General features: G+C 65.8%; 13 protein-coding genes and 1 pseudogene. 12 read left to right on the plus strand and 2 right to left on the minus strand.

Annotated features, from left to right (window positions below; genetic code table 11):
- Nucleotides 1-566: 566 nt before the first annotated feature.
- From AB0J36_RS01300 to AB0J36_RS01310, 3 genes are all read left to right on the plus strand, one after another.
- A complete protein-coding gene (locus AB0J36_RS01300) occupies nucleotides 567-1,304 on the plus strand; it encodes a hypothetical protein (RefSeq protein WP_363659932.1) in 738 nt (245 codons plus the stop codon).
- Entirely contained in the window at nucleotides 1,297-1,875 is a 579-nt protein-coding gene (locus AB0J36_RS01305; protein ID WP_363659933.1) for an XF1762 family protein, read from the plus strand. The genes AB0J36_RS01300 and AB0J36_RS01305 overlap by 8 nt, the downstream gene beginning before the upstream one ends.
- A gap of 136 nt (nucleotides 1,876-2,011) precedes the next feature.
- Complete coding sequence (locus tag AB0J36_RS01310; protein ID WP_363659934.1) at nucleotides 2,012-2,953, plus strand: tyrosine-type recombinase/integrase; 942 nt, start codon at nucleotides 2,012-2,014, stop codon at nucleotides 2,951-2,953.
- 529 nt (nucleotides 2,954-3,482) lie between these two features.
- Here AB0J36_RS01310 and AB0J36_RS01315 read toward each other — a convergent pair.
- A pseudogene (locus AB0J36_RS01315) lies at nucleotides 3,483-4,016 on the minus strand (DnaA/Hda family protein); the annotation flags it as partial.
- 254 nt (nucleotides 4,017-4,270) lie between these two features.
- Between AB0J36_RS01315 and AB0J36_RS01320 the strand changes: the two are divergent.
- Both AB0J36_RS01320 and AB0J36_RS01325 read left to right on the plus strand, forming a co-directional pair.
- The gene (locus tag AB0J36_RS01320) at nucleotides 4,271-5,305 is read left to right on the plus strand and encodes a CHAT domain-containing protein (protein WP_363659935.1); all 1,035 of its coding nucleotides are present in this window, start codon (nucleotides 4,271-4,273) and stop codon (nucleotides 5,303-5,305) included.
- Between the two features lie 70 nt (nucleotides 5,306-5,375).
- On the plus strand, nucleotides 5,376-6,077 hold the full coding sequence (locus tag AB0J36_RS01325) for a TIGR02391 family protein (RefSeq protein ID WP_363659936.1): 702 nt from the start codon (nucleotides 5,376-5,378) through the stop codon (nucleotides 6,075-6,077).
- 383 nt (nucleotides 6,078-6,460) lie between these two features.
- Here AB0J36_RS01325 and AB0J36_RS01330 read toward each other — a convergent pair whose 3' ends face one another.
- Nucleotides 6,461-7,417, minus strand: a complete 957-nt coding sequence (locus tag AB0J36_RS01330; protein WP_363660025.1) for a tyrosine-type recombinase/integrase — start codon at nucleotides 7,415-7,417, stop codon at nucleotides 6,461-6,463.
- A gap of 586 nt (nucleotides 7,418-8,003) precedes the next feature.
- Between AB0J36_RS01330 and AB0J36_RS01335 the strand changes: the two genes are divergently transcribed.
- From AB0J36_RS01335 to AB0J36_RS01365, 7 genes are all read left to right on the plus strand, one after another.
- A complete protein-coding gene (locus AB0J36_RS01335; protein WP_363659937.1) occupies nucleotides 8,004-8,360 on the plus strand; it encodes a hypothetical protein in 357 nt (118 codons plus the stop codon).
- A gap of 297 nt (nucleotides 8,361-8,657) precedes the next feature.
- Nucleotides 8,658-9,347, plus strand: a complete 690-nt coding sequence (locus tag AB0J36_RS01340; RefSeq protein WP_363659938.1) for a hypothetical protein — start codon at nucleotides 8,658-8,660, stop codon at nucleotides 9,345-9,347.
- The gene (locus AB0J36_RS01345) at nucleotides 9,344-10,051 is read left to right on the plus strand and encodes a hypothetical protein (RefSeq protein ID WP_363659939.1); all 708 of its coding nucleotides are present in this window, start codon (nucleotides 9,344-9,346) and stop codon (nucleotides 10,049-10,051) included. The genes AB0J36_RS01340 and AB0J36_RS01345 overlap by 4 nt, the downstream gene beginning before the upstream one ends.
- Before the next feature lie 500 nt (nucleotides 10,052-10,551).
- The gene (locus AB0J36_RS01350; protein WP_363659940.1) at nucleotides 10,552-10,782 is read left to right on the plus strand and encodes a hypothetical protein; all 231 of its coding nucleotides are present in this window, start codon (nucleotides 10,552-10,554) and stop codon (nucleotides 10,780-10,782) included.
- A gap of 67 nt (nucleotides 10,783-10,849) precedes the next feature.
- Complete coding sequence (locus AB0J36_RS01355; protein ID WP_363660029.1) at nucleotides 10,850-10,981, plus strand: hypothetical protein; 132 nt, start codon at nucleotides 10,850-10,852, stop codon at nucleotides 10,979-10,981.
- Nucleotides 10,981-11,394, plus strand: coding sequence for a DDE-type integrase/transposase/recombinase (locus AB0J36_RS01360; protein ID WP_363660026.1), 414 nt, complete (start codon nucleotides 10,981-10,983; stop codon nucleotides 11,392-11,394). The genes AB0J36_RS01355 and AB0J36_RS01360 overlap by 1 nt, the downstream gene beginning before the upstream one ends.
- Before the next feature lie 107 nt (nucleotides 11,395-11,501).
- On the plus strand, nucleotides 11,502-11,846 hold the full coding sequence (locus AB0J36_RS01365) for a CU044_2847 family protein (protein WP_363659941.1): 345 nt from the start codon (nucleotides 11,502-11,504) through the stop codon (nucleotides 11,844-11,846).
- The last annotated feature ends 82 nt before the right edge of the window (nucleotides 11,847-11,928 follow it).

Raw genomic sequence — 11,928 nt, forward strand, 5'->3', positions numbered from 1 at the left:
CCGCCCCCCTATCGGGTGGGGGCCCCGGCCCCGCCCCCCCCCCCCCGGCAGCCGCACGTCTGACTTTCTCAGCCTTGCACCCTGGTTGGCCTTGCTCATCTCGGCGGGGAGGTCGTGGCACGGCCAGCACCGGCGCCGCCAATCTCATTGAGAAACTTGCCGACGTCCCGGACGGCGGGGGCAGTTGATGCTTCGATCTCAAACACCAGGTTCCGCCCTTCCGTCTCTTGTGGCGGTGGATCCGCGAGGCGGTCCTCCACCGCATGGCCGCCAACCAACCCGGCCGCTTTGCAGGTGAGACGCTAGCGCAACGCGTCAAGATCCCGCCACCCTGTGTTACCAGCTGAGCCGGCACGACACCTCGTGCAGGTGATCCGACGGTCGCCATCCACGCCGGACTCGTCGGCAACCCGCCGCACAGTCCGACACCACCGCCGGACCGGAGGTTGGCCAACCGTTGGCCAACGGTTGGGTAGCCAACGCGCTGCTCCCCCAGCAAAACCCACCGTCACGACCGCTCTTGGTGGTCGTGAGCACGGGCCAGCCGGTGTGGAAGCCACCCACCGATGACCAGATCCCCCACGACACCCGAGAACCCCAGCGAGCCGAACCCATCGTCCCGAGACGGCAGACCCGACCCATCCCCCGACGACTCCACCGCCGGCCACCACCGCGACTTCCTGCACATCGACGTCATCGTCGGTGGCTCGCCGATCTGGATCTCGGTGTGGCGCGGCGGCGCCCTTGGCGCGGTCAGCGAGTCCACATTTCGCCGCCAGCTGGCGCGTCGGATCATCGCCGTCTACAGCCGGCGCGGCACGACCGTGGTCGACTTCGACGGCGACCCGACCGTTCGCGACGAGAGCATCGCGGCCGGCCGCGCCTACCGCCCAGTCACCCATGCTGCGGACCTGACCGGTCTCGACACCGTGGAGCAGGTCGACCTGGTCGTACTGCGCTGGCCGCGAGCCCAGCCGTTCGCGCGACCCGGGCCGGTCGACGGTGCGGTGGTCGACCTCTTCCATGCCCTACGGCTGGTCATCACCCCGGACGGCTTCGCGGTCCTCATCGTCGAGCAGCGTTCAGCCCAACCGGCGGACACCGAGGTCGTGCGCCTGGCCGCGCTTGTCCCCGAGGCTCACGCCGGTGGGATGAACTACCTCCAGCACATCCTCGCGGTCACCACACCAGTAGACCTCACTACTGACAGCGCAGACGCCGAACCGTCGGCAGCCGATCGCCACGGCTCGCCGACTCCCCTGCACCTGCTGGTCTTCGTCGTACGAGCGGGCCACCGTGACTGACCAGCCGGAGACTGCCGCCCTCCACCGTCCGTCGCGTCGCCGCCCAGCCCGTCCGCGGGTACGGCCGATCAGCTACCGGCAGGCGTGCGCTTACATCAACGCCCACCACCAGCAGCTCGATCGACCGCAGGGACACACGTTTTCCCTCGGGCTGACCAACCACGCCGGCAACCTCATCGGGGTCGCAATGGTCGGCCGTCCCGACGCCCGCCACCACGACGACGGCCTGACCACCGAAGTCACCCGCCTGGCGACGGACGGGCCACGCAACGCGTACTCGGTCCTACTTGCCGCCGCGTGGCGAGTCGCCCGACGCATGGGCTACCAACGCATGATCACCTACACCCGCACCGACAGGCCCGCCGCCGGCCTACGGGCCGCGGGTTGGAAGGTCGTCACCGAAACCCCTCCCACACGAGGGCGGAATCGGCTCAGCCGGCACCGCGCGCCGCGCGCCACCGGCGACGCAACGCGCACTCGCTGGCAGGTCACCACTGAGGACTGGCGTACCCAAACCGGAGCCGCTGACCGCATCCCCCGGCGGGCCAGAGATAGACAGGGCCCATGGTGACCGGCCACACCGCAGCCGCGCACGCACCGGCGGATCGGTCGCTCAACCACCGCGACGGGCTCATCGACACCCTGCGGCCGGTCCTCGACGAATACTCGGCCTGGAGCGTCACCCCATGCCGATAGATGCAGGAAAGATGCTCGCTGGCCTGCCCTCTCCCTGGCGCGGCTTCCTGGAGGACTGGCATCGGTCACTCCGGTCCGGGAACTATCCGGAGACGACCCGCTACAACTATCTGCTCGCCGCGGCACAGCTGGCCCGCTACCTGCAGGATCGTGCGGAGTCGGCACCTGACACGTCGGAGGCAGCACACGATCCCACTGCCGTGGCCCGGGCAAACGTGGAGGAGTTCCAGGCGTGGATGGTAGAGACACGCTCACCCGCAACCGCCCTGAACAAGCACAAAGCTCTGCAACAGTTCTTCAAATGGCTCGCGCTCGACGAGGAGGAGATCGATCGATCTCCGATGGAGCGCGTTCGGCAGCCCAAGACGCCGCAGAAGCTGATACCGATCATCCGCGACGACGACACGAAACGCATCCTGGACACGTGTCGCGGCAGAGCATTCGTCGACCGTCGAGACGAGGCGATCATCCGTTTGCTGTACAACACGGGTGCGCGGCTGTCCGAAGTTGCCAACCTTCATGTTGACGATGTCAGCCTCGCCGACACGGACACTGTCCGCTACCACGGCAAGGGCGCCAAGGACCGGCGGGTACGGCTGGGACCCAAGACAGCTCGAGCCATGAGCCGCTACCTCCGAACGCGGTCCCAGCACAACGGGTCACTCCTTGCCGAGCTCTGGCTCGCTGATCGAGGCACACGGGCACTTGCGGCCAACGGCATCAAGCTCATGCTCAAACGTCGCGGCCGGCGCGCCGGCGTCGCGAACGTCCACGCCCACCGTTGGCGTCACAACTTCGCCCACGAGTGGAAGCGCGCCGGCGGCGACACGGGCGACCTGATGCTGTTGCTCGGTTGGACCTCAGACGACATGCCCCGGCACTACGGCGCAAGCGCAGCCGCCGAACGCGCCCAGGAGAGCCAATCCCGTGTCGGGATCGGTGAGCGTGTCTGAGCCCGAAGAACCGATAGCCGGGTCGACGGGGCTGACGCCGGAGCAGCGTCGACGCCGGGCACGCATAGCCGCCCACGCATCCTGGGCCAGAACGACCGACCGTCGCGCTCGCACAGCAGCTGGGACGCAGGGCTTCCTCGAACGCTTCGAACGACAGGTCGACCCCGACGGCCTGCTCGATCCAGATGTACGCGCGGAGATGGCACGACACGCCAGGACGGCGTACATGTTGCAGCTGGCGGAGCTGTCCCGGAAGTCCCGCCGTCGGCGTGCAGATCTGGCTGGATAGGCAGGTACGTCATTACGTGCAAGATCGGCATGGCAATCGAAGCCTCGGATTACTGTCGAGGGCTACCATCGCCACAAGGGCGGTAGCGCTGTCCGGTCACGTTGAATCAAGGCATCGCGGACACGCACAAGCGGATCTTGGGACAGAAGAGATGCGGCCTCACACCGCCGATCGGCCACAATGAGCCGTTCCCGCAATGAGTCGATCACTGAACGTTGTCACGCGATTTTGGGGACTTCAATCCTTTCGCGGAATCGCGGTCGTGGTTCGCGTCTGGGGGTTCGGCGGTTGGATGTCTGCCAGAAGTCCCCACTCGAAGCGCGTCCGCAGGCGGTCATCCAGGGTGTACAGATGGCGCGGGGAGCGGTCGGAGCTGATGACGATCCGCTTGTCGGCGTTGTGCAGGGCGTTGAAGGTGTGAAGGAACTCCTCCTGCGCGCGGTCGCTGTTCTCGAGAAACTGGATGTCGTCGATCAGTAGGACGTCGACGTGGCAGTGGCGGCGTTGGAAATCACGCGTCTTGTTGTGTCGCAGGGATTTGATGATGTTGGCGAGTTGTTGGGACGAGACGTACTGGATGAACTCCGCGTTGCGGAGGATGGTGGCGCGCTGTCCGATGGCGTGCAACAGGTGGGTCTTGCCCAGCCCGGAGCCGCCGTAGATGAACAGCGGATTGTACGCCGTCACCGGTGCTTCGGCGACGGCGACCGCCGCCGCGTGCGCGAATCGGTTGGACGGGCTGACGACAAACGTGTCGAAGGTGTGCTCAGGGTGGCGCCAGTCCTCTTCCATGGGGGCACGCTAGGCCGGGAGCCGCGCGCCACGCAACGCGCGTCCGCCTCCGCCGAGACGGATGCGGATCTCATGGGCACCGGATCCGACTCAGCAGTCTTGCCCCACAAGATCTTGTGGGTGCGACGTCACTGCTGCCCCACATGTGTCGGCGTGTCGTACGCGTGTTCGCCCGGTGGGGCGCTTCAATGATCTGTCCGCAGGGGACATCGGGTCACCCTGAAGAGGAGGGCACCGTGCCGACGCCTGACTACCTGAAGGATCAGCTGGCGAAGCTGAAGAAAGAAGAAGCGGACCTGTCGAAGAAGCAGGGCGCGGAACGCACCGCCGCCGCCAAGCTCCGGGAGAAGGCTGCCACCAAGGCCGGCCAGGCACAGCGGACCAAGGTCGCGTCGTCGATCCAGCGGTTGATCAAAGATGCCAACCGGGCCGAGCAAGAGGCCGTTAAGCACGACGACAAGGCTGCCGACTACGGCAAGAAGTTGGCCGCCGTGGCGAAGAAGATCGCGACGACCTCAAGGGCGCTCACCCAGGCCGAGACCACCGCAACGAAAGCGCGTGACCGGGACGACCAGCGTCGACGGCGTCGCGAACTGGCGCACGCTCGCGAGGTGGCGGCGGCATCCCGCCCGCGGTCTTCGGAGCCCGCGCAGCCAAAGGCAGAACCGCTGCGGGTCGCGTACCTCACCGCAAGCCCTGATGGCGAGGATCGGCTACGGGTCGACCGAGAGGTGCGTGAGGTGAGGGAAGCGGTCAAGCGGGCCATCCACCGGGACCAGGTGACGATTGACCACTGGCCTGCGGCGACGTTCGACGACCTGTTCAACGCCCTCAACGACCAGCGGCCGCACGTCCTGCACTTTTCAGGGCACGGGTCGGCCGCAGGGCTGTTCTTCGACGGCACTGACACGGACAACCCTGACGGCGTTGACGTCGGATTCGCACTATTGGGGCGGCTGTTGAAGGGCACGGACCACCCGCCGACGCTGCTCGTGCTCAACGCATGCGACTCGTATGAAGGCGCGGAAACATTGCTGGACGCCGTGCCGGTGGTCGTGGCGATGGTTGATGAGATCAGCGACGCCGCTGCGAAGGCATTCGCGATCAAGTTCTACGCCGCCATCGCTAGCGGTCAATCCCTCGCCTCCGCGCTGGCGCAAGGTCAGGCCGCGAGCGAGTTCCTGACCGGCGAAGGGAACACTCCGGAGGTGCTCACACAGCCGGGTCTGCGCCCAGAGGACGTGCTCCTGGTAACCGGCCCGCCTGAATGACACCGCCAGAGCCGGGGCGGCTCGTATTCCGTCGAGCCGCCCGCGCCCTCGATGAGGCAAGGAGAAGAAGATGAGTACCCCCGGAAGCGAGATGCGTGCCGCGCGGCTAAACGGACCATTCGGGCGCCACATGGAAGAGGTCACCATCGTCCGCCGCAGCTCCGACGGTGAAATACGAGTCGATGCCTTTGCCTTGATGTCAGCGAAGGCAGCTACATTCCCGCTCGACACCGACCTTGAGGAGGGGGATCTGATCGAGCAGCGCCTTCCCTCGGGGAAGGCCAAGCTGTATCGAGCGATACGGGTGACCTACCACAGCCAGCGCGGACTACCGGCATCCGCCCAACGCGTAACGGTCGAAATCGAGCCGGTTACAACTCGGCCCGCACCCGCTGACCGGCGGGTAGAAATCCCGGGGATGCACCCTACCGTGTCCCACGCGGCAGGCGCGTTGTTCGCGGACGGCCACTACAGCAAGGCCGTACTGGCCGCCTTCCAAGCCGTGGAGCTGCAGGTCCAGACGGTATCCGGCTTGACCGAAACCGGTGTCCCGCTCATGCATCGCGCTTTCAACCCCCAGAGCCCGGTCGTCGACGTCGCCCGACACGACGGCCGCAACGCGCAGGACGAACGCGAGGGATTCCGATTCCTATTCGCTGGGGCGATGGCGGGCCTTCGCAATCCCCGGGCCCATGGCGCAGACCTGCCAGACTCCGAAGTGGAAGCAATCGAGTACCTGGCGTTGGCGAGTGCGCTACTACGCCGAATCTGATTTTCGGATCAGAGCCTCGCCGTCGGAGGCGTGCCTTCTTACGGTGTTTCGCCCGGGTTGCCTGCCATCTCTGCGACACAGGCTCAGGCATACTCACCTTGGCTAGATCCGAACGCCGAGCCCGCGCGCCGCTGGGTGACGAACCGCTACTTAACGTCACCCAGCGGCTTGTCGACTGGTCCCGCAGGCGCCACGAATGTCGATCGAACGACCAGCGGGAAGCCGGCCGATCGATGCAGCTCTGCACGACAAGACGTACCGGAACCTGCACCGGAGCCAGTGCGCCGAACCCAGCCTGACTCGACTTGGGCCCGCCGATCAACGACGAAAGCAACGCGGTCGGCCAAGCCGGCACTCGGCCCGGCCGACCGCGTTGCCGGCGTCTACACCCCTTCCCCGATGCCCAGTTGCACCTGGATCTCCTGTGCCCGTTCCGCTGCCGCGCTGGCGCCGTAGTGCCGGGGCATGTCCTCGGAGGTCCAGCCCAACAGCAGCATCAGGTCGCCGGTGTTCCCGCCGGCACGCTTCCACTCGTGGGCGAAGTTGTGCCGCCAGCGGTGGGCGTGCACGTTCGCGACGCCAGCGGCGAGACCCAACCGCTTCAGACGGATCTTGATGCCGTTGGCCGCCAACCTCCGGCCGCCACGGTCGGCGAGCCACAGATCCGGCAACTCCGAACCCTTGTGCTTGCCTCGCGCCCGGAGGTAGCGGCTGATGGCCCGTGCCGTCTTCGGTCCGAATCGCACCCGGCGGTCCTTGGCGCCCTTGCCGTGGTAGTGCACCGACTCCGTGTTGAGGTCGACGTCGTCGAGCAGCAGGTTGCCGACCTCCGACAGCCGCGCTCCGGTGTTGTAGTACAGGCGGATGATCGCCTCGTCGCGCAGGTGCGGGAAGGTCTTGCCCTTGCAGGCGTCGAGGAGCTTCTTCGTGTCCTCGTCGCGGATGATCGGGATCAACTTCTGTGGTGTCTTGGGCTGTCGGACCCGGTCCATCGGAGAGCGGTCGATGTCCTCCTCAGCCAGCAACCACTTGAAGAACTGCTGCAGACCTTTGTGCTTGTTCAGCGCGGTCGACGCGGACCGGGTCTCGATCATCCACGCCTGAAACGCCTCCGCATGCCCCCGGGTCACCTCGGTGGGGTCCTCCGCGGCGTCGGCGGCATCGGGGTCGGGCGAGTGCTCGGCGAGGTAGCGGGCCAGTTGCGCTGCGGCGAGGAGGTAGTTGTACCGCGTCGTCTCCGGATAGTTGCCCGCCCGCAGCGTCCGGTCCCAGTCGCGCAGGTAACCCGCCCAGGTCGAGGACAGGTCGGCGGTGAGCTTGTTCAGGTCCAGTAGAGCCATGTCGGTCACCCGTCGAGTCAAGGGGTCGATAAGCGGCGTGCTCGACCTCGACGAACCACCGTGAACACGAAAAAGAGGGTTTCCACAGGCTCTGACCTGTGGAAACCCTCTCGCTGTCGGGACGGCCGGATTCGAACCGACGACCCCTTGACCCCCAGTTTTACAACGATTCTGTCACGGCATGCCAGAACTGATTGAAACGTCCGCAGATGCGGACAGAACGAAAGCCCTTCGTGACGCCCTCTGCCGCCTTATGCCAACCACTCTGCGGCTGCCAACCTCGATCCGTTACCGGACTCGTTACGGCGACCGGTCAAGAACCCGCCCTGACATCGGGTCCAGGTAGCTCTGCTGCCTGCCTCTTCGTACCTGACCCGCGCAGCCTTCGCCAGCAGCTGAGGAATCGGATTTCAGGGTGTATGGGCGCCGACCACGCCCGGCTCACCAACCAACAGTGCACTGCGGATCTGTCGCATCTACGGGCGATGATGGAATGGTGACTCACGGTTTCGGGCGTCAGAACTACCAGGCGTGCGCCTTGCGAGCACCCGTCTGCGGCTCACCGCCGGTGGCGAGCGGGCGGTAAGTGCCGCCGACGACGCTGAGCGCGGCCTTCCACGGCTGGCAGGTGTGCGTGCCGGTGGACGCCCGTCGGGTCATCGCGGTTCGCAGCGGTGAGGGAGTCTTCGGATCCAGGGGCATCGGCACGCCGCCGGCCAGCCAGATCGCGGCGACATCGACGAAGAAGGCGTCGGCCGACGTGGCCGAGAACGCGCAGACCGTGCCGGGTCGCGGGCCGAGCAGGGCGGATCGGGCGGGCCTGCTGCCAGAACTGCGCGAAGGTCAGCGCCGTCGTGGCGTCGATGACAGGGAGGCGATCGCCACGATCGCGAGCGTGGACTTCCAGAGCATCGCGAATCTTCAGGGCGGTGGTGGGCGGTAATGACGGCGCACCGGTCTTCTCCTATCCGCAGCCGTTCAGGCCAACGGGCGTCGGTGGGGTCCAGCTCCCGACGGCTTCGCGTTGCCGCTCGTCGGCAGGGCATAACGTCCATAAGGGACGTCATTGTGGCTTCTACGCGCCTCCTACACTTCCAGCCCTCCGCAGCGGCAGGGACGTCGGCGAGCACAAGCAGGTGGCTTGGCAGCGGCCGACACCTAGCGATCGCAGGGACCATGAAGAAGAACAGGTGCAGATAGTCTTGGCGGCTCAAACCCATAACCGTGAACGAGGGCCCGAGTGACCGAAGATGAGATCGCGCAACTGCTAGCCGAGACGGAGCAGTTGCTGGCCGAGCTGGGCCTCAACTTCATCGTCGCGCAAGAACGCGTGCTTGCAGCCGAGGGTGTATCGCAGTCGCCTACAGGCCCGGCTGAAGCGGCCTTCGACGATGAGTACATCGCTGATGCCGATGATGGGCCGCTATACCTAAACCAGATAGCGAGTACTCCCGGACAGCGATCCGGCCCGAGACCCCGCTTCAAGCGCGGCGACATCGTAGTCACGCCCCTCAGTCCACGTGTTCGCTTAGGAATACTTCTCGATCTGGTCGAGGTAGCGACCGCAGGAACGCTCGCCATGGAGCGCGACGTTCAGGAACAGCTTGAACAACTTCGAGAGTTGGCCATCGGACGCCAGGGCGCTGGGTCCGACTTCGCTGCCGCAGGGACCTCCACGCCCTGGGCTGGGGCGTGGGACGGAACGATCCTCTTCATGGATCCGCCAGAGGCGGAGCTGCGGGGTCGCCAGCTGCCAGCCTGGAAGCTGGACTCGGCTGATGCCTGGCGTGCCAGCGCTTTCCGGGTTCGATTGGTTCTCGACACACTGAACGAGCTTCGCGCCAGGGCAGGCGTGGCTCGCGGCTCCTGGCTTTCGCCACATGGCCGCAGCGGTGCGGCTGGCTGGAACCTCGAAGGGAGGCAAGGATGACGAACGTCGGCGAGGCCCCCGACAGCACTGCGGCGTCCCGGATGCTCGCTCAACTGCGAGCGGAGCTGCCGAGAGCTCTACCTTCCGCTCTCAGCGTTGGTGGTCCGTCACCGACTGCAGGCAATGACCTCTATGAGGCGTATCTCTTCGCACTCGTCCTGCGGGCGGCCCGCAACGAGGGTTATAGCGTTTCCTTCACCGACGGAGCCGGGAGGGTCCCGGTCGAATTTCGTCTCAGACGCAGCCCTGGGAGGCTCCCCAGCGGCGCCAATTTTATACATGCGCTACTCGCCCTACCCGGCGTCACTAAAGATCCGCTGGAAGTCCACACTGGCGTGGCAGTAATCGGCAAGAGTAAAGTTGCCCATGAAGCGGATGTCCTGGTTCTGCCATCTGCTGATGCCCAGCGATGCAGGCAGCTACGCATCGACCCCGCGAGCCACGACGCCATTCTTGTCGTCGAAGGAAAGTACTACACGACACCGCTCACACTCGGAACCGGCCGTGAGTTCCTTGGCCTCGAGGTGGATCTATCCGCGCGCTTCAAAGTATTTGCTGCGACAATCGCGAACCCTTCTGTCGTGCACCTCCTCGAAGGCCGAAAGCGCATCTATGAAGTTGGTGTCCTCCCCGGACGTAAGGCTGAGCGAGATATACAGGAGCGGTTCGCCCAAGCGCTGCGTACATATCGACAGGCCGCATAGCGGAACCGCCGCTCCCGCCTGATCTGGCGTCCGACAGCGACTCGATCCCGTGCGGCGCAACTGCGATCGGTCAGCCCTCCGCCCGGTTGATGCAGCTCGTGTTCGACGTGCCGTTCACGACGGGCTCTGTCTCTCAGGACGGCCGGGTTCGAACCGACGAGCCTTGACCCCGAGGAGTAGCGGACCCGCAGGTATTCCCCGCGCGATACCGACCGGTGCCGAGTACGCGGTTCACAGCCACGTGGGAATCCGGGCTGCGTCGGCCGCTACAAGGGCTCGCTAGACCGTCCGTGATGCGGTGGTGAGGCATCACGGCAGTCGAGCGGGCCGGTGGGCGATCACCAGCCTCTCTTACGCGGGCTATGGCGCAAGTATGAAGAAGACGAACGAACTGACCAGCCCCAGAACAGCGATCACCAAGCTCCAAGCTCGAGCGAGTCGGCTGAGACGCCCGGCAGCAGCCACCCCTGTGGCAGGATTTCGACCTGACCGAGACCGCGGTGCGTGACTGGGTCAAGCAGGCCGACCTCGACGCTGGCATCCGCACCGACGGGCTGACCAGCAGCGAACGAGACGAGCTTGCGCAGTTGAGGCGGGAGAACCGCAGGCTGCGCGAGGACGTGGACATCCTCAAGCGGGCGACGGCCTTCTTTGCGAAGGAGACCCGGCGAACGTGCACCCGTTCATCGAGGCCGAGCAAGCCGGCAAACACAACGTCAAGCGTGCTGTGAGCTGCTCGAGGTCTCCAGGTCCGCCTACTACCAGCGCAAATCCGGTGTCCAGTCCATTCGCCGGCGCGTGGATGCCCAGCTCACCGAGAAGATCATCCAGGTCCATGCGGTGTCGAAGGGCGCCTACGGGTGCCAAGCATCCACGCCGACCTCGCTGACGCCGGTATACGCCAAGGCCGTAAACGCGCCGCCCGGCTGATGCGCGCCGCTGACCTGGCCGGCAAAAACCCTCGCCGGTGGCGGACCACAACGATCCCGGACCCAAACGCCAGCAGACGCCCCGACCTCATCGGGCCTGACTTCACCGCCAACCCGGCGGCGGTCGATACCCGCTGGTGCGGGGAAATCACCTACATTAACACCTGGCAGGGCTGGCTCTACCTGGCCACCGTTATCGACCTGGCCTCACGCCGCGTCGTCGGCTGGGCCATCGCCGAGCACCTTAAAACCGACCTCATCGACGCCGCTCTCACCGACGCCCTCGTGCGACGCCGACCCACGTCCGGGGCTCATCTTCCACTCGGACCGCGGCTGCCAAGGCGAATTCTTCACCCGACGAGGGGTGTTGGGCCGGGCCGAGGGCCTTCGATGTCGGTAGCCGCACGCGATTGAGCTTCATCGGCTGACGCCGTCCAGACAAGCGGGCGCGCGATGCTGGGTGAACCTCCACCGGCATTCGATGCCCTAGGCTGACGGGCACCAATGGGAGGACCTTGTTTATGACGTCTCAGGTAGTGACGTACTCGGTGGATGACGAAACGGTGGTGTTGTTTGAGATTGAGCCGGTCGAGGGATTTGTGCCAGCCTCGGTTGACGAGGTCGCCGGACAGGTGCGTGCGGCGGTGGCGCCGGCCGTCTCGGCTGCGAAAGCCGTTCTAGAGCGGGTCCGGGCGCTGTCGCCTGACGGTGTCGAGGTGACTTTCGGGGTGAAGGTAACGGGCACCGCGAACTGGCTGGTAGCTAAGGCTGCAACCGAGGGCAACTTCACGGTCACCCTGTCGTGGAGTCGCGAGCAGGGGGCCTTGGGCGAAAGGATGCACGGTTCGGGGTCGGCGGAAGGATAGCCGTTGTCTGATGGGGGGAAGAGTCGCCCGCGCAGTGATCCTTGGACGGTCGCTGTGCATGGGACCGACGATGGGCCGCCGC

Source organism: Micromonospora sp. NPDC049662, from assembly GCF_040675055.1.
GTDB lineage: Bacteria > Actinomycetota > Actinomycetes > Mycobacteriales > Micromonosporaceae > Micromonospora.

Coding starts and splice junctions, on each gene's coding strand:
- AB0J36_RS01310 (WP_363659934.1), top strand. CDS start 2,012: ATGCTCGCTGGCCTGCCCTCTCCCTGGCGCGGCTTCCTGGAGGACTGG.
- AB0J36_RS01345 (WP_363659939.1), top strand. CDS start 9,344: ATGACGAACGTCGGCGAGGCCCCCGACAGCACTGCGGCGTCCCGGATG.
- AB0J36_RS01360 (WP_363660026.1), top strand. CDS start 10,981: ATGCGCGCCGCTGACCTGGCCGGCAAAAACCCTCGCCGGTGGCGGACC.
- AB0J36_RS01365 (WP_363659941.1), top strand. CDS start 11,502: ATGACGTCTCAGGTAGTGACGTACTCGGTGGATGACGAAACGGTGGTG.
- AB0J36_RS01325 (WP_363659936.1), top strand. CDS start 5,376: ATGAGTACCCCCGGAAGCGAGATGCGTGCCGCGCGGCTAAACGGACCA.
- AB0J36_RS01300 (WP_363659932.1), top strand. CDS start 567: ATGACCAGATCCCCCACGACACCCGAGAACCCCAGCGAGCCGAACCCA.
- AB0J36_RS01330 (WP_363660025.1), bottom strand. CDS start 7,417: ATGGCTCTACTGGACCTGAACAAGCTCACCGCCGACCTGTCCTCGACC.